We start from the raw sequence: 21,225 nt of genomic DNA, 5'->3' as shown, positions 1-21,225 counted from the left end.
TCTCCTACGTCTTTCCGGGCGCGGGGGGCGATTCGGTTTTTCCGGCGGAGAGCTCCGCGCCGCGGGCTTCGGCCGGGCCGGGGGCGGGAGCGCCGCCGTTATCGGAGGGGGTCCGCCGGAACGGCAGGGTCGCGCGGTCGGCGCGCGCCAGGAAGTCGTTCAGAAGGCGCTCGAGGGATTCGCGCGTGAGGTCCGTCAGGAGCTTCCCGTTGACGGCGAGGGAGATCCTGCCGGTCTCCTCGGAGACCACGAGCGCGACGGCGTCGGTTTCCTCGGAGATCCCGAGGGCCGCGCGGTGGCGGGTGCCCAGGGACTTGGAGAGGGTCATGTCGTCGGTGAGGGGGAGGAGGCATCCCGCGGCGGCGACGCGGTCATGCTGAACGATGACGGCGCCGTCGTGAAGGGCCGAGCCGGGGTAGAAGATGGTTTCGAGAAGCTCGCTCGTCAGCTGGGCGTCCAGGCGGGTGCCGTTTTCGACGTATTCGCCCAGGCCTACGTCGCGTTCGATGGCCACGAGGGCGCCGATGCGGTTCTTGGAGAGCTTCACGGCGGCGTCGACGAGCTCGTCGACGACCTTGCTCGAAGGTCCGCGCAAAAGCGGCGAGAGGAGGGGCGACTGGGCCAGGTGGGAGAGGCCGCGCCGGAGCTCCGGGGCGAACAGGATGATGATGGCCAGCGCCGAGCCCGACAGGACCCAGCGCAGCATGTCGCGGATCCGTTCCAGTTCCAGGCGGTCGGCCACGTACATGAGGCCCAGGAACGCGACGCTGAAGAGGAAGACGATGCCTTTGAGGATGCCGGCGCCGCGCGTGCCCCGGATGAAGTTGAGAATGAAGTAGAAGGTGACCGCCAGGAGCGCGATCTCGATCCAGGCGCGGGGGTTCTTGAACTCCTCGATCATCTCAGAAGGTCGGTCATACGGGCCACGTCGGACATCGCGCGGACGTCGTGGACGCGGACGACGTCGGCGCCGCGGAGGATGGAAACGGACACGGTCGCGGCGGTGCCGTGGAGGCGCTCGTCCGGCGGGCGGCCCAGATAGTGGCCGATGAAGCTCTTGCGCGAGGTTCCGACCACCAGCGGGCGGCCGAGGCTGCGGAGCTCTTCCAGGCGCCGCAGGATCTCCACGTTGTGCTCGGGCCGCTTTCCGAAACCGATCCCCGGGTCCACGAGGATTTTATCACGCTCGATTCCGGCGCTCAACGCGTTTTTCAGGGCGCGGCGGAGAAACCGGAGGATCTCGGCCACGACGTCGCCGTAGCGGGGGTTCTTCTGCATCGTGCGGGGGGAGCCTTTCATGTGCATGAGGATCACGGCGGCTCCGGCGCGGGCGGCCTCCCGGGCCAGGCGCGGATCTCCGCGGAGGGCGCGGACGTCGTTGAGAATGGCGGCGCCGGCGCGGAAGGCGGGGGCGGCCACGGCGGCCTTGGAGGTGTCGACCGAAACCGTGATTCCCTCGGCGGCCAGGCGTTCGACGACGGGGAGCACGCGGCGGCGTTCTTCGGCGGCCGGGACGGGGCGCGCGCCGGGGCGGGTGGATTCTCCGCCGACGTCGATGATGTCGGCGCCGTCGCGGACCATGGCGCGGGCATGCTCGAGGGCGCGGGGGAGGTCGAAGAAGCGTCCGCCGTCCGAGAAGGAGTCGGGGGTGACGTTGAGGATGCCCATGACGAGGGTCCGCCGTCCGAAGGCGAGTTCCCCGCGGGGGAGCGGCACGCGGATCTCGCGGGAGGTCCAGAGCCTCCAGGTTTCCCGGACGAGGTCGCCGAGGGGGCCGGGGGGGGCTTCGTCGGGTCGGAGGCGGTCGCCGCCGAGGAGGGCGCGTTCGCGCGGGGTCAGGCGCTCGAGGGCGACGACCGGTCCGCGGGGGCCGGGGACGATGCGCGGATTCAGGCGCTCCTCAAGGTCGGCGGGCATGGCCATAGCATGGGCGGCCGCTGGGGCGCCGTCAAGGTTCCGGCGGAGAGGCCCGGTCTTGGGAATTGTGGGGTACATAAGGGTAGAGTCGACTTGTCCGCACGGAGCGCGGGCGGGCGCGCGACCTCGGAATTCGGGGAGGGTTCCTCATGTTTCGTCGATGGAGCTTGGCGGCGGGGTGCGCCCTTCTTGTCGGGCTCGGAGCCGGCTGCTTTCAGGGCGAGGAGAAGACGACGCTTTATCCCGACGGCTCGGGGAAGATCGACTTCACGATGTCCATCAAGAAGTCGCTCTTCAAGATGGTGGAGGCCGCCGCCCGGACGGGAGAGGAGCCGGCGCTTCAGCCCGACGCGCTCGAGGGATTCGACCGTCCGGAGCGGCTGGCCCGGATGGCGGACGGGATCGTCGCCTGGCGGATCCGCCCGCGGCGGGAAGATGCGGACTGGATTCATTTCTCCTTTGTCGGATACTTCGAAGACATCAATCGCGTCGTCCTTTACGACGGAGCTTCCCCCGCGCAGGAGGGACCGTCGGCGCGGCCGAAAACGGTTTCCTTCCGATACGAGCGCCGGCCGGACGGCGGAACGCTCACGGCCGAGCGGCCCAAGGGGGTGGACAAGCTCGGGGAATTCCGGGCCGCGGCCGCCCGGGCGCGGTCGAACGCGGAGGCCGATCAGATCCGGGCGGCGACGGAGCTTCTTCGCCCCATGCTCCAGGACTTCCGGTACGCCGTTTCCGTCACGGTTCCCGGGACGATCGAGCGGGCGGAGGGGCTGGTCGCCGGCGAAGGGCGCACCGCCCGGTTCGTGATGGACGGGGAGACTCTTCTCGGAATGGCGGCCGCGCCCGAGGGAGAGGCGCTGGCGCGGATGGAGAAGTTCGCGCGCGGCGCGGTGTCCTGGAAGGGGGCCGGGGAGGTGCCGGAGGACTGGAAGAAGGAGCTGGCGGGGGCCAAGGAGGAATGGGCCCGCGCGCGCGGGGTTCCGTCCGTCGGGGCTCCGAAGCCTCCCGCCGCCCCGCGCGGGTCTCTGGGGGCGGACGCGGACCGGCTGAGCGACGAGGAGGTCAACCGCGCCTACGCCCGCGCGCAGATCAAGACGGCGCAGACGTATCTGCGCAGCGGCAGGAAGGACCAGGCGCGGGAGGTGCTGGAGTCGCTCCTGGCGGAGTTCCCGAAGCTCCCGGAATCCGACGAGGCGCGGCGTCTCCTCGAAAGCCTGAAGAAGCCCTGAAGGTTCCGTCCCTCAGGCCTGCTGGGGGCCGGGGAGCGGCTCCTGGCCGGCGCGCCAGCCTTCTTCGCGCCGGGCGGCGCGCTCTTCCGCGCGGGCGCGTTCCTGGCGGGCCAGTTCCTCGGCGCGCTCCTGCTCCTTCCACGCGTCGATCGACTCGCCCTTGAGGATCGAGCGGATCTCGTCGCCCGTGAGGGTCTCGTACTTGAGCAGGGATTGGGCGACGGCCTCCAGGCGGTCGCGGCGCGCGCTGATGATCTCGCGGGCGCGGGCGTAGGCCTCGTCGATGAACCGGCGGACTTCAGCGTCGATGGCGCGGGCGGTTTCCTCGCTGTGGTTGCGGGTGCGGGCGATCTCGCGGCCCAGGAAGAGGTGTTCCTCCTCCTCGAAGTAGGAGACCGGGCCGAGCTTCTCGCTCATGCCGAACTCGCAGACCATGCGGCGGGCCAGATCCGTGGCCTTGCGGATGTCGTCCTGGGCGCCGGAGGAGATGTCGGGGAAGAAAAGCTCCTCCGCCACGCGGCCGCCGAAGAGGACCGCCAGCTGCGCCTGGCAGTACTTGCGGGAGAGCATGTACCGGTCGCGCTCGGGGAGCGACATCGTGGCCCCGCCGGCGCGGCCGCGCGGGATGATGGTGACCTTGTGGACGGGATCGCACTCCGGCAGCGACGACGCCACGAGCGCGTGGCCCGCCTCGTGGTACGCGGCGATGCGCTTTTCCTCCTCGACGACGACGCGGGATTTCTTCTGGCGGCCCCAGAGGACCTTGTCGCGGGCTTCCTCGAGGTCGCTCATCTCCACGGCGTCCTTTTTCTTCATCGTGGCGATGATGGCCGCCTCGTTGATGAGGCTGGCCAGATCCGCGCCGGAGAACATGGGGGTGGCGCGGGCCACGACCTTGAGGTCCACGTCCCGGGCGAGTTTCACCTTGCGGGCGTGGATGCGCAGGATCTCCTCGCGCCCCTTGACGTCCGGAAGATCGATGACGACCTGCCGGTCGAAGCGCCCCGGGCGCAGGAGCGCCGGGTCCAGGACGTCCGGGCGGTTGGTGGCCGCCATGACGATGATGCCCTCGTCGGTGTCGAAGCCGTCCATTTCGACCAGAATCTGGTTGAGGGTCTGCTCGCGCTCGTCGTGGCCGCCGCCCAGGCCGGTGCCCCGGCGGCGTCCCACGGCGTCGATCTCGTCGAGGAAGATGATGCAGGGGGAGTTTTCCTTGGCCTGCCGGAAGAGGTCGCGGACGCGCGAGGCGCCCACGCCCACGAACATCTCGACGAAGTCGCTGCCGGAGATGGAGAGGAAGGGGACGCCGGCCTCGCCGGCGATGGCCTTGGCCAGGAGGGTCTTTCCCGTGCCGGGCGGGCCCACGAGGAGGATGCCCCGCGGGATGCGGCCTCCCAGGCGCGCGAATTTCTGGGGGTTCTTGAGGAACTCGACGATTTCGGCGACTTCCTCCTTGGCTTCCTCGATGCCGGCGACGTCGGCGAAGGTGGTCTTGACCTTGTCCGCGGTGATGAAGCGGGCGCGGCTCTTGCCGAAGGAGAGGATGTTGCCCGGGCCTCCCGTGGCGCGGATCTGGCGGAAGAAGAAGTACCAGACGAGCAGAATGATGAGGAACCACGGGATCAGCGGGAGGAGCACCTGCTGGAAGAAGATGTTGGGCGGGTCGTACTCGACGTTCTGCGCGGGCAGTCCCTCGGTGAGGCGGCGGTAGCCCTGGTAGTCGCCCAGATAGCCCGGCGGGATCTTGGCGTGGACGCGGCGGTGGGGGCGGCCGGCCCGCATGTAGCCGCTGTGCATCTCGGCCTCGAGGTCGTCGCCGACGATGCGGACGCTGCGGACCTTTCCGTTTTCCTTGAGCTCGACGTACTCCTCGATGGAGACTTCGGCGACCTTCCCGGCGCCGCCGATGGCCGTGCGGCCCCAGACGAACATCATCACGGCCAGGAAGATGAGCACCAGGAAGAACAGGAACCCGCGGGGTTTGCGGGGCCGGGATTCCTCCCGGCGGGGGGATTCTTCGTCGAAGTCCATCCTGAAATCCTATCCCGTCACCGCTTCGGGGAACGAGTTACCCACGGCGGGGCATCTCCTCCCTCCGGGAGGGTTTGGGCGGAGATCCCCGCTCCTCGTGATTCGCGATTCGCATCTTACATCCTACACGATCCGGCGGGGCGGCTACCACTCCTTTTCGAAGTGCGTGACCACCCAGCGGGCGACGCGGTCGATCATCTCCTGCCGGGCGCTCTGAAACGATTCTCCGCGGGCGGTGGAAAAGGTGACCGCCTCGACGCGATCGTCTTTCCAGACCGTGGCGCCCGTGCGGTTGTCCACGAGCCAGATTTCCATATGGAGCTTCAGGGAACCGACGAGGACCACGTCCGTCCGGGCCTGGTCGACGACCGAGGGGGTCCGCAGATCCAGGATCCGTCCCTTGAGCGTATACGGCGCGTTTCTCTTATTAACGCGGATTCCCCGGGAGGCCATTTCCTGAACCACCGCGTCGGTGAAGTCGAACTCGTGGGTGCGGCGCTCGCTGACGTTGTCGAAGATGTCGACGCGGACCTCGGGGTAGTCTTCGTAGAGTCCGCCGACGCTGCAGGCGGCCAGGAGGGCGACCGGGACGAGCGCCGGCAGCGGTTTCACTTCGGCGCGTCCGCGGCGAGCTGCCGCAGGAACTCCCGGGCTTGGCGGGCGGCGGTCGTCTCGGGAAAGTCCTTGAGCACCCGCCGGAAGGACGCCTCGTCCTTGAGGATCGAACGGTAGTAGATGGCGGCGGACCGGGGGAATCCCTTCCAGTCATAGTATTCGGCCGTCCGGAGCTGCTTTTCGAGCATGCGGGAATAGACCTCCGTCAGGCGCTCGCGGACGGGGCCGAGAAGCCCGTCCACCCAGCGCGCGGCGGGCTCGGGGAGGCGCCGGAGCCGGTCGGCCTCTTCGAGGAAGCGCTCGTAGTGGCGCCGCGCCTCGCGGAGGGGGCGGATGTCGCGGGCGATCCCCTGGAAGCGCTGCTCGGAGGTGCGCCCGAGCATGTAGAGCGCCAGGACCGCTTCGGGGGAGTCCGGGTACTCCGCCGGGATGCCCCGTTCGGGATTTCCGACGATCGTGGAGAACTCCTGTTCGGCCGCGTCGTAGTCGCCGCGGTCGTAGTAGAACATGCCGAGCTTCTGGATGAAGTCGGCGGTGAACTCCTCGCGGGGGTAGCGCCGCAGCGCCTCTCGGAGGCATTCGATGCCGGTGCGGGACGTGGAGATGAGGGGCAGGCCGAGGACGCGCTCCTTGTGGCCCCGCCGGGCCATTTCGAGGGCGGCCGACATCTCCAGGCGCTTGGCGGCGGCGGCGCGGTCCGACTGAGGGTACCGGGACAGGAACGCCTCGGCGTCCTGGTAGGCCTCGTAGAACCGGCCGGCCTCGAAAAAGGTGTCCGCGCGCTCGAAGTGGGCGGCCTCGCGGTGCGCGGCCTCCGGGGCGTGGGCGGCCAGGAGGGAGAAGGCCTCGAGCGCCGCGTCGTGTTCCCCTGCGCGGCGGCGGGTCCGGGCGTGGTCGAGGAATTCCGCCGGGGATTTTTTCTCCATGGTGGAGAGGTTCACGAACCCGATCCCCGGGCGGTACTCCCAGCCTTCGCCCGAAAGGAGCGCGGCGGCGGCAAGGATCGCGGCGCGCATACAGGGCGGATTCTAGCAGGGCGCCGGGGGGAAGTCGATACCCCCGCCGGGAAGCGGCCGGTATACTCTTTCCGATCCGGGAGCCTCTTATGCGATGGGACGCGACGACCGCGGCGGCGCTGGCCGTCTTCGCGGCCACCTATGTCCTGATTTCCCTCCAGAAGATCCGCTTCCTGAACCTCGACCGGCCCTCCGCGGCGCTGGCCGGAGGGCTCCTCATGGTCCTTTTCGGAATCGTCCCCTTTTCGCGGGCCGTCCGGGAGGCGATCAACTGGGAGACGATCGCGCTTCTCTTCGGGATGATGATCGTGGTCGCCTACCTCAAGTCCGCGCGGTTTTTCGAATACGTCTCGACGTGGATCCTTCTCCGGGCGGGGACGCCCGCGAAACTCCTGGCGCTTCTGGTTCCGACGTCGGGCCTGCTGTCGGCGCTTTTCGTCAACGACACGATCTGCCTTCTTTTCACGCCGATCGTTCTGGGGGCGCTCGTGAAGGCGCGGCGGAACCCGGTGCCGTACCTGGTGGCGCTGGTGACCTCGGCCAATATCGGCAGCGTCATGACGCTGACGGGCAATCCGCAGAACATGCTCGTGGGGATGTTTTCCGGAATCTCCTACGGGCGCTTTCTTCTTTTCATGCTGCCGGTGGGGGCGGTGGGGCTTTGGCTCGACTGGGCGATCCTGCGGTGGCTCTACCGGAGGGAACTCCAAGGGACGTTCGACCCGGGGGCGCTGGCGCTTCCGCGCGTGCACGGGGCGGTCATCCGCCGCGTGCTGGGCGTTCTGGCGCTCATGACCGCGGGATTCCTCCTGCCCGTCGAGCGCTGGGTGCCGGCGCTCGGGGAGGGACACAAGCTGCCGCTGGTGGCGATGGCGGGGGCGGCCGCCGTCATTCTGGTGGGCCGCTACCGTCCGGCCGCGGCCTTCCAGCAGGTGGACTGGACGCTTCTGGTCTTCTTCGCGGGGCTCTTCGTGGTGATCGCCGGCGTCCACACGGTGGGGATCCTGCCGGAGATGCACCGCCGGGCGGCGCCCCTTTTCGACGAAGGGGGAGCGGTGCTGTGCGCCTTCACGGTCGTTCTTTCGAACCTTGTTTCGAACGTTCCCTTCGTGCTCGTGGCTCAGGGATGGGCGTCCGGGGACTACGCGTGGCTTGTGATCGCGATGGCCTCGACGTTCGCGGGGAACCTCACGATCGTGGGCTCGGTGGCCAACATGATCGTTCTCGAGCTTTCGCGCGAGCGGGCGCCGATCGGCTTCTGGACGTACCTTCGCGCCGGGGCGCCGGTCACCCTGGCGACGACCGCCGCGGGTTTCGGAATCCTGTGGCTCCTGCGCCGCGCGGGCGCGCTCTGAGGGGCGGGGCCCGGAACCGCCGAAAGTCCCGCGCCGAAGGCCTCGGGAGGATACAATAGTGAACGGGGAGATCTCATTCACCGGGGCGGGACGGGAGGGGTCGAACCATGATCCCAAGGACGGTCCGGCTTTCCGGTCTCGTGGCGATCGCGCTCCTGTCGGGGACCGCGCCGGCGGCTCTCCAGTCGTTCGCGGCGCCCAACCTCGTCGCCTACTATCGGCTGGACGAGACGAGCGTCGGCACGGTCGACGACGCCGTGGGGACCTTCGACGGCACCCATGTGAGCAATCCCGCTCCGAACACCACGGACAAGGCGCCGCTTCTTTTCTCCAACGCCGCCAGCCTGGGCTTCACCAACAGCCTCGACCGGGTGTCGCTGCCCCACTCGCTGGTGAACGGGCGGACGAACCTGACGGTCGCCTGGTGGATGAAGACGTCGAAGACGGGAAACCAGGCCATCGTCAGCGGCGCCACCGCGGCGCAGAGCAACTCCTTTCTTCTGTTTTTCGTCAACAACACCACGTACCGTCATCATGAGAACGGCGCCACGGCGGACCTTACCGTGCCCTCGATTTCCGATAACGCGTGGCACCATGTGGCCGTCGTCCGCGACGACGCCGCCAATCTGGTGACGGTCTACACGGACGGCGTCAACCGGGGTTCGCTCAGCATAAACTTCGGCGCCATCGCGGTCGACCCCAACGGTCTGGTGCTCGGCGAGGAACAGGACAGCGTGGACGGGGGATACGACGCGAATCAGTCGTTCGTGGGACTGCTCGACGACGTGCGGTTTTACGACCGTCTCCTGTCGGGATCCGAGGTGGATTACCTGGCGCGCGGGAACGGCCCCCCGCCGGCGCCCAGCCTCTCGTCGGCCGTGGGCGCGACGGACCCCGTGACGGGCGCCCCCCGCGTGGACCTGAACTGGGCGGCCGTGACGACCACCCCGGCGACGCCGATCGTCTACAGTGTTTTAAGATCGACCGTTTCAGGGGGTCCGTACACGACGCTCGCCTCGAACCTGTCCGGAACGACGTACACCGACACGAGCGTCACCCTGGGAACGACTTACTACTACGTCGTGCGCGCGACCAACGTGGGAGGGGAAAGCGCGAATTCCAACGAGCAGTCGGCGACGCCCCAGCTTCCGCCGCCCCGCACCAACGACCACGAAGAAGGCCTGGTCGACTCGCGGTGCAGCTGCGGAACCGCGCGTGGGGTTCCGGGGGCGGGCGCCGCGGCCCTTCTCGGCGCGGCCGGCATCCTCTTCGCGCTCCTTCGCCGGCGATAGACCCCGGCTCCGAAGGGGGGCCGGAGAACGGGTTCGGATCCCCCATATATTGTATTGACACTCCACGAATCACGCTGTATATAGAAGCCGGAGCCGGTTCCCGGCCGCCGCGCGAACGCGGCCGGGACGAAGAGGGAACCCGGTGCGAATCCGGGACTGCCCCGCAGCGGTGAGCAGGAACGAAAGCCGCCTCGAAGCACTGGCCCCTCCTCGGGGGCCGGGAAGCGGCGGCCGGTAGGAAGACGTCCCCCGGTGGGGCGCGCGCCTGCGAGTCCGAAGACCTGCCGGTTCCCCCGCGCCCCTTCCCGCGACGGGAAGGCGGAGGCGGGTCGGACCGAGACCTCCGAGGGGAGGAGATCGGCGCGCGGCGTCGCCGCCGTCACGGGACCCTTTCTCTTCCCCCGCAGGCTCGTGGCTTCGTTCGAGGGAACGGGGCCCCGGTCGGGTCGCGCCGCCCGCGCGCCTTTTCGGGAGCCCCGCCGCCGCGCGTCCGCCGGATCCCGTGACGGCCGCCGAGAGGAGGCCCCCGCATGTCCGCCGTGGACACCGCCGCTCCCCGCATGCGCGTGCGCAAGCGCAACGGCTCCCTGGAACCCGTCGACGTCACGAAAATCGTCCGCGCGGTCGCCCGATCCTGCGGCGGCCTCGTCCGCGTGGACCCGCTCCGCGTGGCCACCCAGACGATCAGCGGTCTCTACGATGGAGCCACCACGCGGGAACTCGACGAGCTTTCCATCCGAACGGCCGCCTCGCTGGTGGTCGAGGAACCCGAATACGGCCGCCTGGCCGCGCGCCTCCTGGCGGTCTACGTGGACAAGGAGGTGACCGGCCAGGAGATTCACTCCTTCTCCCAGTCCGTGGCCGCCGCCCACCGCGCGGGCCTCGTCCACGACCGCCTGGCCGACTTCGTCGCCGGCTACGCCCGCAAACTCAACGACGCCGTGGATCCGGCCCGCACCGATCTTCTGGAGTACTTCGGTCTGCGGACCCTCGCCGACCGCTACCTCCTGCGCCACCCCGAAACCCGCCGGGTCCTCGAGACGCCCCAGTACCTCTTCCTGCGCGTGGCGTGCGCCCTGGCCGACTCGCCGGCCGAGGCGATCGACCTTTACGATCTTTTCTCCTCCCTCGACTACCTGCCCAGCTCGCCCACGCTCTTCAACGCCGGCACGCGCCGCGAGCAGCTCTCCTCCTGCTTCCTTCTCGATTCCCCCCAGGACGATCTGGAATCCATCTACCGCGCCTACACGGACGTGGCGCTTCTCTCCAAGCACGCCGGCGGCGTCGGCCTCGCCTTTCACCGCGTCCGCTCCCGCGGGTCCCTCATCCGCGGGACCAACGGCGTCTCCAACGGCATCGTCCCCTTCCTCAAGACGCTCGACGCCTCCGTCGCGGCCGTCAACCAGGGCGGCAAGCGCAAGGGCGCCTGCTGCGTCTATCTGGAGCCCTGGCACGCGGACATCGAGGAATTCCTGGAACTCCGCGATTCGACGGGCGACGAGGGGCGGCGCGCGCGGACGATCAACCTGGCCTTGTGGGTCCCGGACCTTTTCATGAAGCGCGTCGAGGCCGACGGCTCCTGGTCCCTCTTCGACCCCAAGCGCGTGCCGCACCTGCCGGACCTCTGGGGTGCGGAGTTCGAAGCGGCGTACGAGGAGGCCGAGGCGCGCGGCCTGGCCGCCCGCGCCCTCCGGGCGCGCGACCTCTACGCCCGCATGATGCGCACGCTCGCGGAAACCGGCAACGGATGGATCTGCTTCAAGGACGCCGCCAACGCCAAGTGCAACCAGACCGGCCGGCCCGGGGCGGTCGTCCATCTTTCCAACCTCTGCACGGAGATTCTCGAGGTCACTTCCGCCGAGGAAACCGCCGTCTGCAACCTCGGGTCCGTCAACCTCGCGCGGCACGTCGCCGGCGGAGGCTTCGACTTCGAACGGCTCGGGCGCACCGTCCGCCGGGCGGTCCGGCAGCTCGACCGCGTGATCGACCGCACCTTCTATCCCATCCCTTCGGCGGCGCGGGCCAACGCCCGGTGGCGCCCGGTGGGGCTGGGGATCATGGGCCTCCAGGACGTCTTCTTCCGCCTGAAACTGGCCTTCGACGACCCCGAGGCGCGCCGCCTGTCCCGGCGCATCCAGGAGGAAATCTACTATGCGGCGCTCGACGCCTCCTGCGCCCTGGCCCGAGAGCGCGGCCCGCACCCCGCTTTTCCGGAAACCCGCGCCGCGCAGGGAATCCTCCAGTTCGATCTCTGGGGCGTCGCTCCCGAGGAACCCGCCCGCTGGGAGGAGCTTCGGGCCCGCATCCGGGCGCACGGGCTGCGGAATTCGCTCCTCGTGGCCATCGCCCCCACGGCCACGCTCGGCTCGATCGCCGGGGTCGGCGAGTGCATCGAACCCCAGGCGTCCAACCTCTTCAAACGGGAGACGCTTTCCGGCGACTTCCTCCAGGTGAATCGATACCTCGTCGAAGAGCTCCGCGAGCGGGGCCTCTGGACCGAGGAGATCCGCGCCCGGCTGAAGGCGGCCGACGGCTCCGTTCAGGAGATCTCCGAGATTCCCCCGGAGATCCGCCGCCGGTTCCGGACGGCCTGGGAGATCCCCATGAAATCGCTTCTGGACATGGCGGCCGACCGGGCGCCGTTCGTGGACCAGAGCCAGTCGCTGAATCTCTTCGTCGAAACCCCGACGATCGGGAAGCTCTCGTCGATGTACTTCTACGCCTGGAAGAAGGGCCTCAAGACCACCTACTACCTGCGGTCCCGGCCGGCTACCCGCATCGCCAAGGCCACGGTGCCGGGCGCTCCGGGGGGATCCGGGGCCGTCTCCTGTTCCCTCGAAAACCCCGAGTCGTGCGAAGCCTGCCAGTGAGCCGAGAAAGGAGCGTGCGCCGATGCTTTTGGATCCCGGACTGGAGCTGACCCTGCGCCCCATGAAGTACCCGCTGTTCTACGACATGTACCGGAAGGCGATCCGGAACACCTGGACGGTGGAAGAAGTGGATTTCGCCACCGACGTCGAGGATCTCCGCGCGCGCCTCACGGGACCCGAGCGGCACCTCATCCGCCGGCTGGTCGCCTTCTTCGCCACGGGAGACACCCTCGTGGCCCACAACGTGGCGCTCAACCTTTACCGGCACGTCAACGCGCCGGAAGCGCGGCTTTTTCTTTCGCGCCAGATCTTCGAGGAGGCGCTCCACGTGCAGTTCTACCTGACGCTCCTGGACGCCTACATCCCGCATCCGGACGAGCGCCATGCCGCCTTCGCGGCGGTCGAAACCGTTCCCTCCATCCGGCGCAAGGCGGAATTCTGCCGCCGGTGGATGGATTCGATCTACGCCCTGGAGGTCCTCCGGACGCGCGAGGATCGCCGGAAGTTCCTGCTCAATCTGCTGACGTTCGCGGGGGCGGTCGAAGGGCTCTTCTTCTTCGCGGCCTTCGCGTACGTGTGGTTCCTGCGTTCCAAAGGACTGCTGCACGGCCTGGCCGCGGGGACGAACTGGGTTTTCCGGGACGAAAGCCTCCACGTCGATTTCGCGTTCGCCGTCGCCGACACGGTGCGGCGGGAGGAGCCCGGGCTTTTCGACGGGGCCATGCCGGGCGAGGTCGTCCGGATGCTCGAGGAAGCCGTGGACGCCGAAACGCAGTTCGCCCGGGATCTCCTCGGGGGCGGAGTCGCGGGCCTTTCGGAGTCCGACCTGCGGCGCTATCTCGAGTACGTGGCGGACCGCCGGCTCGTTCAGTGCGGCCTGCCGCCGCGGTACGGCTCGAGGAACCCCTTTCCGTTCATCGAACTTCAGGACGCCCCGGAGGTGACCAACTTTTTCGAGCGGCGCGTTTCGGCCTACCAGGTCGGCGTCGCCGGGTCCGTGTCGCTGGACGAATCGTTCTGATCGGGAGATTTCGCCATGATCCGCGCCGCCAATCTCGGTTTTCCGCGTCTCGGGCCTCGAAGGGAACTCAAGAAGGCGCTCGAGGATTTCTGGTCGGGCGCGTCGCGGGCGGAGGATCTCCTGCGGACCGCCCGCGCCCTTCGGCGCTCCCGGTGGGAGACTCAGCTCCGGGCCGGGATCGAGGTCGTCCCGTCGAACGACTTTTCGCTGTACGACCACGTCCTCGACACGGCCGCGCTGGTGGGGGCGATCCCCCGGCGGTTCGGAGGAGGAGAGGGGGGGCGGATCGGTCTCGAAACCTATTTCGCGATGGCCCGCGGCGGCCCGGGGGCGCCGGCGCCGCTCGAAATGACCAAGTGGTTCGACACGAACTATCACTACCTCGTGCCGGAATTCGAGCCGGATCTGCGCTTCCGGCTCGGATCGGTCAAGCCCGTGGACGAATTTCTGGAAGCGCTCTCGATGGGAATCCGCACGCGGCCGGTTCTTCTCGGCCCGGTCACGTTTCTGCGGCTGGGCAAGGAAGTTCCGGGAGGGGGGCCGGGTCGGTGGGAACGCCTGGACGGCCTGCTGGACGTCTACGAGGACGTCCTGGCGCGGCTGGCCGACGCGGGAGCCGAGTGGGTTCAAATGGATGAGCCGTGCCTGGTTCTGGACGCCGAGCCGGGCCGCGCCGAAGCGCTGCGTCGGGCGTACGGGCGCCTGGCGGGCGTGTCCGGCCGGCTCAAGATCCTTCTGGCGTCGTATTTCGGAAGGCTCGGCGAGAACCTCGGGCCGGCGCTGGAACTGCCGGTGGCCGGGTGGCACGTCGACCTGGTGCGCGGCGCGGAGGAGATCGACCAGATCCTCGCGGAGGCGCCGCCGGGACGGGTTCTGTCGCTCGGTCTGGTGGACGGCCGGAACATCTGGCGGACGGACCTTCTGCGCGCCCAGGTGGTTCTGACCCTGGCTCGAGAGAAACGCGGATCGGACAGCCTTCAGGTGGCGCCGTCGTGCAGTCTGATGCATGTGCCGCTGGAGGCCGCCCGGGAGCGGGGGCTGCCGCCGGAACTGCGGCGCGCGCTCGCCTTCGCGCAGGAGAAGCTGGAAGAAGTGTCCCTTCTGGCGCGGGCCCTCAACGAGGGTCCGCAGGCGGTCCGCGCGGAGCTCGAGCAGGCGGCGCGCGCGAGGGAAGCGCTCGGCCGTCCCGCGCCGGCCCCGCCGCCCGCCGGAGTCCGGACGCGCCGGAATTCGCCCTATTCCGTCCGGCGCCCCCTTCAGGCGCGCGCCCTCGGTCTTCCGGAGCTGCCCACGACCACGATCGGGTCCCTTCCGCAGACGCCGGACGTCCGAGCCGCCCGGGCGGCGTTCCGGTCGGGACGGTGGTCGGCCGAACGGTACCGGAAATTCCTCCGGGAGCGCATCGACCGCGCGATCCGGCTTCAGGAGGAGATCGGCCTGGATCTTCTGGTTCACGGGGAGTTCGAGCGGGGAGACATGGTCGAGTATTTCGCCGAGCGGCTCGAGGGCTTCGCGGTGACCGAGCACGGGTGGGTTCAGAGCTACGGATCGCGCGTCGTGAAGCCGCCGATTCTGCATGGGCCCGTGCGCCGCAAGGGGCCGATGACGGTCGAATGGGCCGAGTACGCGCAGTCGCGCTCCGCCCGTCCGGTGAAAGGAATGCTGACGGGGCCGGTGACGATCCTTCAATGGTCGTTCGTCCGGGAGGACCGGCCGCGGCGGGAGATCGCCTTCGAGATCGCCCATGCGCTGCGGGAGGAAGTGCTGGAGCTCGAGGCCGCGGGGATCCGCGCCGTTCAGATCGACGAACCCGCGTTGAGGGAGGGGCTGCCTCTGCGGGCGGCCGAGCGGCCGGAGTATCTGCGCTGGGCGGTCGAGGCCTTCCGGATCGTCTCGGGGGGAGTCCGGGACGAAACCCAGATCCACACGCACATGTGCTACGCCGATTTCCGGGAGATTCTGCCGGCGGTGGCGGAGATGGACGCGGACGTTCTTTCGATCGAGTGTTCCCGGTCGGGGATGGAGCTTCTTTCGGCGTTCCGCGAGTTCCGTTACCCCAACGGGGTGGGTCCGGGGGTGTACGATGTTCATTCGCCGCGGGTTCCCCCGGCCGGGGAGATCGAGGCGCGGATCCGCAAGGCGCTGGAGTTCGTGGAGGCCGGCCGGCTCTGGGTGAATCCGGATTGCGGGCTCAAGACGCGGCGGTGGGAAGAGGCGGAGCCGGCCCTGCGGGCGATGGTGGAGGCGGCGCGGCGGGTTCGAAAGGGTTGACCCGGCGCGGGCCGGGCCTATGATAGGGAACGGCACAGGCGCCCGTTTCGGGCTTAATAGGGAACCCCGTGAAAGCCGGGGGCGGTCCCGCCGCTGTAACTGGAATGCCGTCGGCCCGGGCCACTGCGCATGCGGGAAGGCCCGGGAGGAGTCGATCCAGGAGCCAGAAGACCTGCCTGTGCGGACATAGACGGAGCCCCGCGCGAGGGCCGCCCGTCGGCCGGGGAACGAAGAAAAACCGGGTGCAGTTTCCCCCGCTCGGAAACTGGACCCGGTTTTTTCATGCCCGCGATCATGGTGCAGGGAACCGCCAGCGGCGTGGGGAAGACCACGCTCGTGGCGGCCCTCTGCCGGATCCTCCGGCGCCGGGGGGTGCGCGTGGCCCCCTTCAAGGCCGTCAACATGTCGCTTAATTCCGCGGTCACGCCCGACGGCCGCGAGATCGGCCGGGCCCAGGCGCTTCAGGCGCGCGCCGCGGGCCTGGAGCCGCGCGTCGAGATGAACCCCGTGCTGCTCAAGCCCGGCGCGGGACGGTGCCACGCGGTCGTCTGGGGACGCCCTTCCGGGCGGCGGGACGTCTGGCCCGCCGTGCGGCGCGCCTGGAAGACGCTTGCGCGCGAGTTCGACGTCGTCGTCCTCGAAGGGATGGGGTCGCCGGCGGAGCCCAATCTCATGGGCCGGGACATCGCCAACCTCCGCATGGCCCGCGAGGCGAAGGCGCGCGTTCTCCTCGTGGGGGACATCGAGCGCGGCGGAGTCTTCGCGGCGCTCCTGGGGACCTTCGCGCTTCTTCCGCCGGACGTCCGGCCCGCCGCCTTCGTCATCAACAAGTTCCGCGGCTCGCGCCGGGCGCTCGCGCCGGCCGTGCGCGACCTCGAGCGCCGCACGGGCGTCCCCGTGGCCGGCGTCCTGCCGTGGATGGAACTGTCGCTCGACGAGGAGGACACCCCCCGCGAGGCGCGCGTCTCCGGCCGCCGCCTGCGCGTGGCGGTCGTGCGCCTGCCGCACCTTTCGAATTCGACGGACTTCGAGCCCCTCCAGCGCGAGCCGGACGTGGAGCTCGTCTACGCGGACCGCCCGGTTCCCTGCGACGCGCTCGTCTTCCCCGGCACGCGCGCGACGCTCGCGGACCTCGCCTGGGCGCGCGCCCGGGGGTTCGAGGAAGCGGCGCGGCGGGCGCCCGTCGTGGTCGGGATCTGCGGCGGCCTGCAGATCCTCGGGCGCCGGATCGAGGACGGCGTCGAGGCTTCCGGTCGGGCGGAGGGATTCGGAATCTTCGACGCGGAGACGGTCTTTTCGCGCCGCAAGCGCACCGTCCGGGCGCGGGGCCGGCATGTCGAGACGGGCGAGCCGCTCGAAGGATACGAGGTGCATCACGGCCGGACCCGCTTCGGGCCGGGGCGCCGTCCGTTCGCGAGGATCGGGGGACGGCCCGAGGGGATCGTCACCGATCGCGGGTGGGGGACCTATCTTCACGGCGTCTTCGACCGGCCGGGGTTCCGGCGGGCGTTCCTCAACGCGCTTCGCGCGCGCCGCGGCTGGCCGCCGCGGCGGGCGCGCCCGGAGCGGGACCTGGACCGCGAACTCGACCGGCTGGCCGACGCGGTGGAGGCGAACCTGGACCTCGGGCGGATCTGGAGGCTCCTGTGACGAGCGCCTTCGTGGTGGCCGGACCGGCGAGCGGGGTGGGCAAGACCACGGTGACGCTGGGGCTCATCCAGGCCTTCCGCCGGCGCGGGTACTCGGTGCAGCCCTTCAAGGCGGGTCCGGATTACATCGATCCGCTCTTCCACGAGGCGGCGGCGGGGCGTCCGTCGTACGTCCTGGATCCGTGGCTCATGGGGGACGTGCGCGAAACCTTCGAGCGGCGCGCGGCGGGGGCGGAGGTGGCGATCGTCGAAGGGGCCATGGGGCTTTACGACGGGCCGACCGACGCCGTGGCCCGTCGGCTGAGGTTGCCGGTGGTGCTCGTCGTGGACGTGTGGGCGATGGGCGCCTCGGCGGGGGCGCTCGTGCGGGGCTTCCGGCCGGACGCGGTGATCTTCAACCGCGTGGGCGGGCCGGGTCATTACGAGCTTTGCCGCAAGGCCACGCGGGCGCCGGTTCTGGGCTGGGTGCGGAATGATCCGGCGTTCCGGCTGCCGGAGCGTCACCTGGGTCTGGCCCTGGAGGAGAGGACGAAGATGCCGAGGATCGAGATCGAGGCGGATCTCGACGCACTCCTTCGTCTGGGGCGCCGGCGGATGCGGCCGTCCCGGGAGCGCGTCCCCGCGGCGCGCGGGGCTCCGGCGGTCGTGGGGGTGGGGCGGGACGAGGCGTTCGTTTTCCTTTATCCCGAGAACCTCGAGATTCTGGAGGCGCGGGGGGCGCGGCTGGACTTCTTCAGTCCTCTGCGGGGGGAGTTTCCCCGCCGCGCGCAGGCGCTGTACCTGCCGGGCGGGTATCCGGAACTGTACCGCGCGCGCCCGCACCGGCGGTTGCGGGAGGCCGTCCGGGCGGGGATGCCCGTCTACGCGGAGTGCGGGGGGCTCATGTACCTCGTGGGGCAGGGGCTTCTGCCGGGGCGGATCGAGATGACGGACCGCCTCTGGAACTTCGGCTACGCGGAGGCGGAGGCCGCGCGGGACACGCTGCTGGCGCCCCGGGGGCGGCGGGTGCGCGGCCATGAATATCACCAGTCCCGCTGGCGGGGGCGGCGCGGCCCGGCCGCCTGGAGGATCGGCGCCCGTCTCGAAGGCTATGCCCGCGGAAATCTTCACGCGTCCTACGTGCACGTGCACTTCGCCGGGGCGCCGGAGTGCGCCGAGCGGTTCGTCGAAAGCGCCCGTCGATGGGGAGGGAACCTTTCATGAGCGCGTTTCTTCTGGCCCTTCTTCTGGCGCAGGAGCAGGAACCGCCGAAGCCCGAGGCGCCGCGGCCGCCGGAACGGGAGGTCGTCATCATCGGCCAGCGCCGGGAGAGCGACATTCTGGACGTGCCGTCCGGGGTCACCGTGGTCACCGGCCGGCAGATCGAGGAGAGCGGCGCGGCCAACATCCGCGAGGTGCTCGAGCGCACGCCGGCCTTTTTCACGCAGAGCCCCAACAAGGGGGCGTACGACGCCGTCCTGGACATCCGGGGATTCAACAACGGCACGGGCACCGGGCAGCGGACGCTGGTTCTCGTGGACGGCCGCAAGACCAACAGCGTGACGGGGACCTCGACGGACTGGGCGTCGATTCCGCTGGAGAACATCGAGCGGATCGAGATCGTGCGGGGTCCCGCGGCGGCGCTTTATGGGGACGGGGCGCTGGCGGGCGTGGTGAACATCATTACGAAGAAAGGCGGGCCGGGCGCGTTCAGCCATCTGGCGGGAGAGGGAGGAGCCTGGAACACGTTCCGCGCTTCCGCCAACGTGGGCGGCCGGCACGGCGAGGCGCTGTTCGATCTCTACGCGGGGCTCGAAACGACGGACGGCTACCGGGACAACAGCGCCTATCAGGGCGAGAACGTCACCGCGCGGGTGGAGGCGCCGCTGGCGGAGGCCCTGCGCGGCTTCGTCAAGGTGGGGCACCACAACGACGATCGCGAGCGGCCCGGATCCCTCTCCAAGGCGGAAATCGAATCGCTCGGCCGGCGCGCGTCGTCGCCCGCCGGGTTTCCCGGGACGGCCGCGCGGCAGGAGAGCTATCTCGACACGGGACTGACCCAGGCGCTCGGGGAGCTCGGGGAGGTGAGCCTTTTCCTCAACCACACGCGCAGCGACGGGGAGGCGGACTTCGGGGGATTCTTCCTCATCGAGGACGCCTCGGACATCAGCCTGCTGCAGCTCAAGCACGTGGTTTCGCCCGCGCTCCTGGGGGGCTCGATCTTCACGTCGGGAGTGGATCTTTCCTACGAACGGGCGGACGCCGATTCGGGGAGTCCCGGCTCGCCTTTCGACGAGAGCGAGTATCGGCGGCGGCTCCTGGGGGCCTACGAGCACGTCGAGGTGCGGCCCTGGAAGGCGCTTCTTCTGACGGCGAGCCTCCGGTACGACCGGGCGCTTCTGGATCTGGACCGGGATCTGGACCCGAGTTCGGGCGAATCGCTCGACGAGCAGCGGGCGTTCGATCAGCTCAGTCCGCATGCCGGGGTGACCTTCCGGGCGGTCGAGGAGGTCTCCTTCTATGCGGCCTGGGGGCGGACGTTCAAGTATCCGACGCGCGACCAGCTCGTGGGCTTCATGGCCACGAACCCGCGGCTGGATCCGGAGCGTTCGCACTCGTACGAGACGGGGGTGCGGTTCGCGTCGGGGCGCTGGGGGTTCGCTTCGGTCTCGGCCTTCCGCATGGAGGTGAAGGACGAGATCTATTTCGACCCGACGTTCGTCGTCGATACGCCGTTCGGCCCGTTTCCGGGGTATAACGTCAACTTCGACGAAGTGGTGCATCAGGGGCTGGAGACGGAACTTCGGTTCACGCCGTGGGAGGCGCTGGAGCTTTTCGCCACGCACACGTACACGCGGGCGATCGTGACGGACGCGGACAATCCCGCGCAGGAAGGCAAGCAGCATCCGGTGACGCCGCGGTTGATGGGCACGGTGGGGGGAACGGTGCGGTTCCTCGGCGCGCGGTTGACCGTCGGCGGCCGCTACGTGGGGGACCGGTATCTGGTGAACGACTTCGAAAACACGTTCGAGAAGCTCGATTCCTACTGGGTGCTCGACGCCAAGCTCGCCTACACGTGGAAGGCGCTGACGGCGTACGTGGCGGTCTATAACGCGGCGGACCGGGAGTATTTCGATTCCGGGGGCACGAACGGCCGGTTCAATCCCGCGCCGGAGCGCAGCTGGGTGGCCGGCGGCGAGGTCCGGTTTTAAGCCATGATTCTGGAGGTCGAGGGGATCTCCTGCGGATACGGCGCGGCGGACGCCCTCTCGGGGGTGACGCTGCGGGTGGCGCCGGGGGAGCTCGTCGCGGTGGCCGGCCCGAACGGGTCGGGCAAATCCACGCTTCTTCGGGCGATGAGCCGGGTCCTGCGGCCGAGGCTGGGGCGGGCGTTTCTTTCGGGGCGGGATCTCTACGGGGAGGTTTCCGCGCGGGAGAGCGCCCGGGCGATCGGCGTGGTTCCGCAGGAGGCGCCGCTGGAGTTCGAGTTCACGTGCGGCGAGATCGTTCTCATGGGGCGTTCGCCCTATCTCGGCCGGTTCGGCTCCGAGGGGCCGGAGGATCGGCGGGCGGCGCGGGAGGCGATGGAACGCACGGGGACGTGGGAGCTGCGGGATCGGCCGGTCCGGGAGGTTTCGGGCGGGGAGCGCCAGCGGGTGCTTCTGGCGCGGGCGTTCGCGCAGGAGCCGCGCATCCTGATTCTGGACGAGCCCACGGCGCATCTGGACGCGGCGTATCAGGCGCGGATGCTGCGGATCGTGGGGGAACTGCGGCGGGAGCGGGGAACGGCCGTGGCGGCGACGTTTCACGATCTGAATCTGGCGGCGGCGTGCGCGGACTGGATGGTGCTGCTCCGGGCGGGGCGCGTGGCGGCGGCGGGCCGGCCGGGGGAGGTGCTGGTCGAGGAGACGCTTCGGGAGGTCTTCGGGCCGGAGCTCGGGGTGCGGCGGCATCCGGACACGGGGGGACCGCTGGTG

Annotated in this window: 15 protein-coding genes and 2 riboswitches; of the genes, 10 read left to right on the top strand and 5 right to left on the bottom strand. The window is 69.6% G+C overall.

The window, feature by feature from the left end; translation table 11 throughout:
• Positions 1-4: 4 nt before the first annotated feature.
• Together cdaA and folP are read right to left on the bottom strand one after the other, a co-directional pair.
• Positions 5-901, bottom strand: a complete 897-nt coding sequence (cdaA, locus tag VNO22_07820; GenBank protein ID HXG61264.1) for a diadenylate cyclase CdaA — start codon at positions 899-901, stop codon at positions 5-7.
• Complete coding sequence (gene folP, locus VNO22_07815; GenBank protein HXG61263.1) at positions 898-1,917, bottom strand: dihydropteroate synthase; 1,020 nt, start codon at positions 1,915-1,917, stop codon at positions 898-900. Before folP ends, cdaA begins: the two co-directional genes overlap by 4 nt.
• Before the next feature lie 149 nt (positions 1,918-2,066).
• Between folP and VNO22_07810 the strand changes: the two genes are divergently transcribed.
• Positions 2,067-3,149, top strand: a complete 1,083-nt coding sequence (locus VNO22_07810; GenBank protein HXG61262.1) for a hypothetical protein — start codon at positions 2,067-2,069, stop codon at positions 3,147-3,149.
• A 12-nt stretch (positions 3,150-3,161) separates the two neighbouring features.
• On the opposite strand, the gene ftsH is transcribed toward VNO22_07810, so the two are convergent.
• From ftsH to bamD, 3 genes are all read right to left on the bottom strand, one after another.
• A complete protein-coding gene (ftsH, locus tag VNO22_07805) occupies positions 3,162-5,180 on the bottom strand; it encodes an ATP-dependent zinc metalloprotease FtsH (GenBank protein HXG61261.1) in 2,019 nt (672 codons plus the stop codon).
• A gap of 144 nt (positions 5,181-5,324) precedes the next feature.
• A complete protein-coding gene (locus tag VNO22_07800; protein ID HXG61260.1) occupies positions 5,325-5,792 on the bottom strand; it encodes a DUF4136 domain-containing protein in 468 nt (155 codons plus the stop codon).
• On the bottom strand, positions 5,789-6,811 hold the full coding sequence (bamD, locus tag VNO22_07795; protein ID HXG61259.1) for an outer membrane protein assembly factor BamD: 1,023 nt from the start codon (positions 6,809-6,811) through the stop codon (positions 5,789-5,791). The genes VNO22_07800 and bamD overlap by 4 nt, the downstream gene beginning before the upstream one ends.
• A gap of 89 nt (positions 6,812-6,900) precedes the next feature.
• Between bamD and VNO22_07790 the strand changes: the two genes are divergently transcribed.
• From VNO22_07790 to VNO22_07750, 9 genes are all read left to right on the top strand, one after another.
• Entirely contained in the window at positions 6,901-8,166 is a 1,266-nt protein-coding gene (locus tag VNO22_07790) for an anion transporter (protein HXG61258.1), read from the top strand.
• Between the two features lie 107 nt (positions 8,167-8,273).
• Positions 8,274-9,458, top strand: coding sequence for a LamG-like jellyroll fold domain-containing protein (locus VNO22_07785; protein HXG61257.1), 1,185 nt, complete (start codon positions 8,274-8,276; stop codon positions 9,456-9,458).
• Between the two features lie 77 nt (positions 9,459-9,535).
• Positions 9,536-9,762, top strand: a riboswitch (cobalamin riboswitch).
• A gap of 226 nt (positions 9,763-9,988) precedes the next feature.
• Positions 9,989-12,328 (top strand): ribonucleoside-diphosphate reductase subunit alpha, encoded by a 2,340-nt coding sequence (locus VNO22_07780; GenBank protein HXG61256.1) that lies wholly within the window; start codon positions 9,989-9,991, stop codon positions 12,326-12,328.
• 22 nt (positions 12,329-12,350) lie between these two features.
• A complete protein-coding gene (locus VNO22_07775) occupies positions 12,351-13,349 on the top strand; it encodes a ribonucleotide-diphosphate reductase subunit beta (GenBank protein HXG61255.1) in 999 nt (332 codons plus the stop codon).
• Positions 13,350-13,364: 15 nt separating this feature from the next.
• Complete coding sequence (metE, locus tag VNO22_07770) at positions 13,365-15,620, top strand: 5-methyltetrahydropteroyltriglutamate--homocysteine S-methyltransferase (protein ID HXG61254.1); 2,256 nt, start codon at positions 13,365-13,367, stop codon at positions 15,618-15,620.
• Between the two features lie 19 nt (positions 15,621-15,639).
• Positions 15,640-15,815, top strand: a riboswitch (cobalamin riboswitch).
• An 87-nt stretch (positions 15,816-15,902) separates the two neighbouring features.
• Positions 15,903-17,270, top strand: coding sequence for a cobyric acid synthase (locus tag VNO22_07765; protein HXG61253.1), 1,368 nt, complete (start codon positions 15,903-15,905; stop codon positions 17,268-17,270).
• On the top strand, positions 17,267-18,472 hold the full coding sequence (locus VNO22_07760) for a cobyrinate a,c-diamide synthase (GenBank protein ID HXG61252.1): 1,206 nt from the start codon (positions 17,267-17,269) through the stop codon (positions 18,470-18,472). Before VNO22_07765 ends, VNO22_07760 begins: the two co-directional genes overlap by 4 nt.
• Positions 18,469-20,460: a TonB-dependent receptor gene (locus tag VNO22_07755; protein ID HXG61251.1), complete on the top strand. Its 1,992-nt coding sequence runs from the start codon at positions 18,469-18,471 to the stop codon at positions 20,458-20,460. Before VNO22_07760 ends, VNO22_07755 begins: the two co-directional genes overlap by 4 nt.
• Positions 20,461-20,463: 3 nt before the next feature.
• A partial coding sequence (locus tag VNO22_07750; protein HXG61250.1) for an ABC transporter ATP-binding protein occupies positions 20,464-21,225 on the top strand: 762 nt, incomplete at its 3' end.

It is taken from the genome of Planctomycetota bacterium (assembly GCA_035574235.1).
GTDB lineage: Bacteria > Planctomycetota > MHYJ01 > MHYJ01 > JACPRB01 > DATLZA01.
This window is presented reverse-complemented; position numbering and strand designations above follow the sequence as displayed.

Coding starts and splice junctions, on each gene's coding strand:
- cdaA (HXG61264.1), bottom strand. CDS start 901: ATGATCGAGGAGTTCAAGAACCCCCGCGCCTGGATCGAGATCGCGCTC.
- folP (HXG61263.1), bottom strand. CDS start 1,917: ATGCCCGCCGACCTTGAGGAGCGCCTGAATCCGCGCATCGTCCCCGGC.
- VNO22_07810 (HXG61262.1), top strand. CDS start 2,067: ATGTTTCGTCGATGGAGCTTGGCGGCGGGGTGCGCCCTTCTTGTCGGG.
- ftsH (HXG61261.1), bottom strand. CDS start 5,180: ATGGACTTCGACGAAGAATCCCCCCGCCGGGAGGAATCCCGGCCCCGC.
- bamD (HXG61259.1), bottom strand. CDS start 6,811: ATGCGCGCCGCGATCCTTGCCGCCGCCGCGCTCCTTTCGGGCGAAGGC.
- VNO22_07790 (HXG61258.1), top strand. CDS start 6,901: ATGCGATGGGACGCGACGACCGCGGCGGCGCTGGCCGTCTTCGCGGCC.
- VNO22_07785 (HXG61257.1), top strand. CDS start 8,274: ATGATCCCAAGGACGGTCCGGCTTTCCGGTCTCGTGGCGATCGCGCTC.
- VNO22_07780 (HXG61256.1), top strand. CDS start 9,989: ATGTCCGCCGTGGACACCGCCGCTCCCCGCATGCGCGTGCGCAAGCGC.
- VNO22_07775 (HXG61255.1), top strand. CDS start 12,351: ATGCTTTTGGATCCCGGACTGGAGCTGACCCTGCGCCCCATGAAGTAC.
- metE (HXG61254.1), top strand. CDS start 13,365: ATGATCCGCGCCGCCAATCTCGGTTTTCCGCGTCTCGGGCCTCGAAGG.
- VNO22_07765 (HXG61253.1), top strand. CDS start 15,903: ATGCCCGCGATCATGGTGCAGGGAACCGCCAGCGGCGTGGGGAAGACC.
- VNO22_07755 (HXG61251.1), top strand. CDS start 18,469: ATGAGCGCGTTTCTTCTGGCCCTTCTTCTGGCGCAGGAGCAGGAACCG.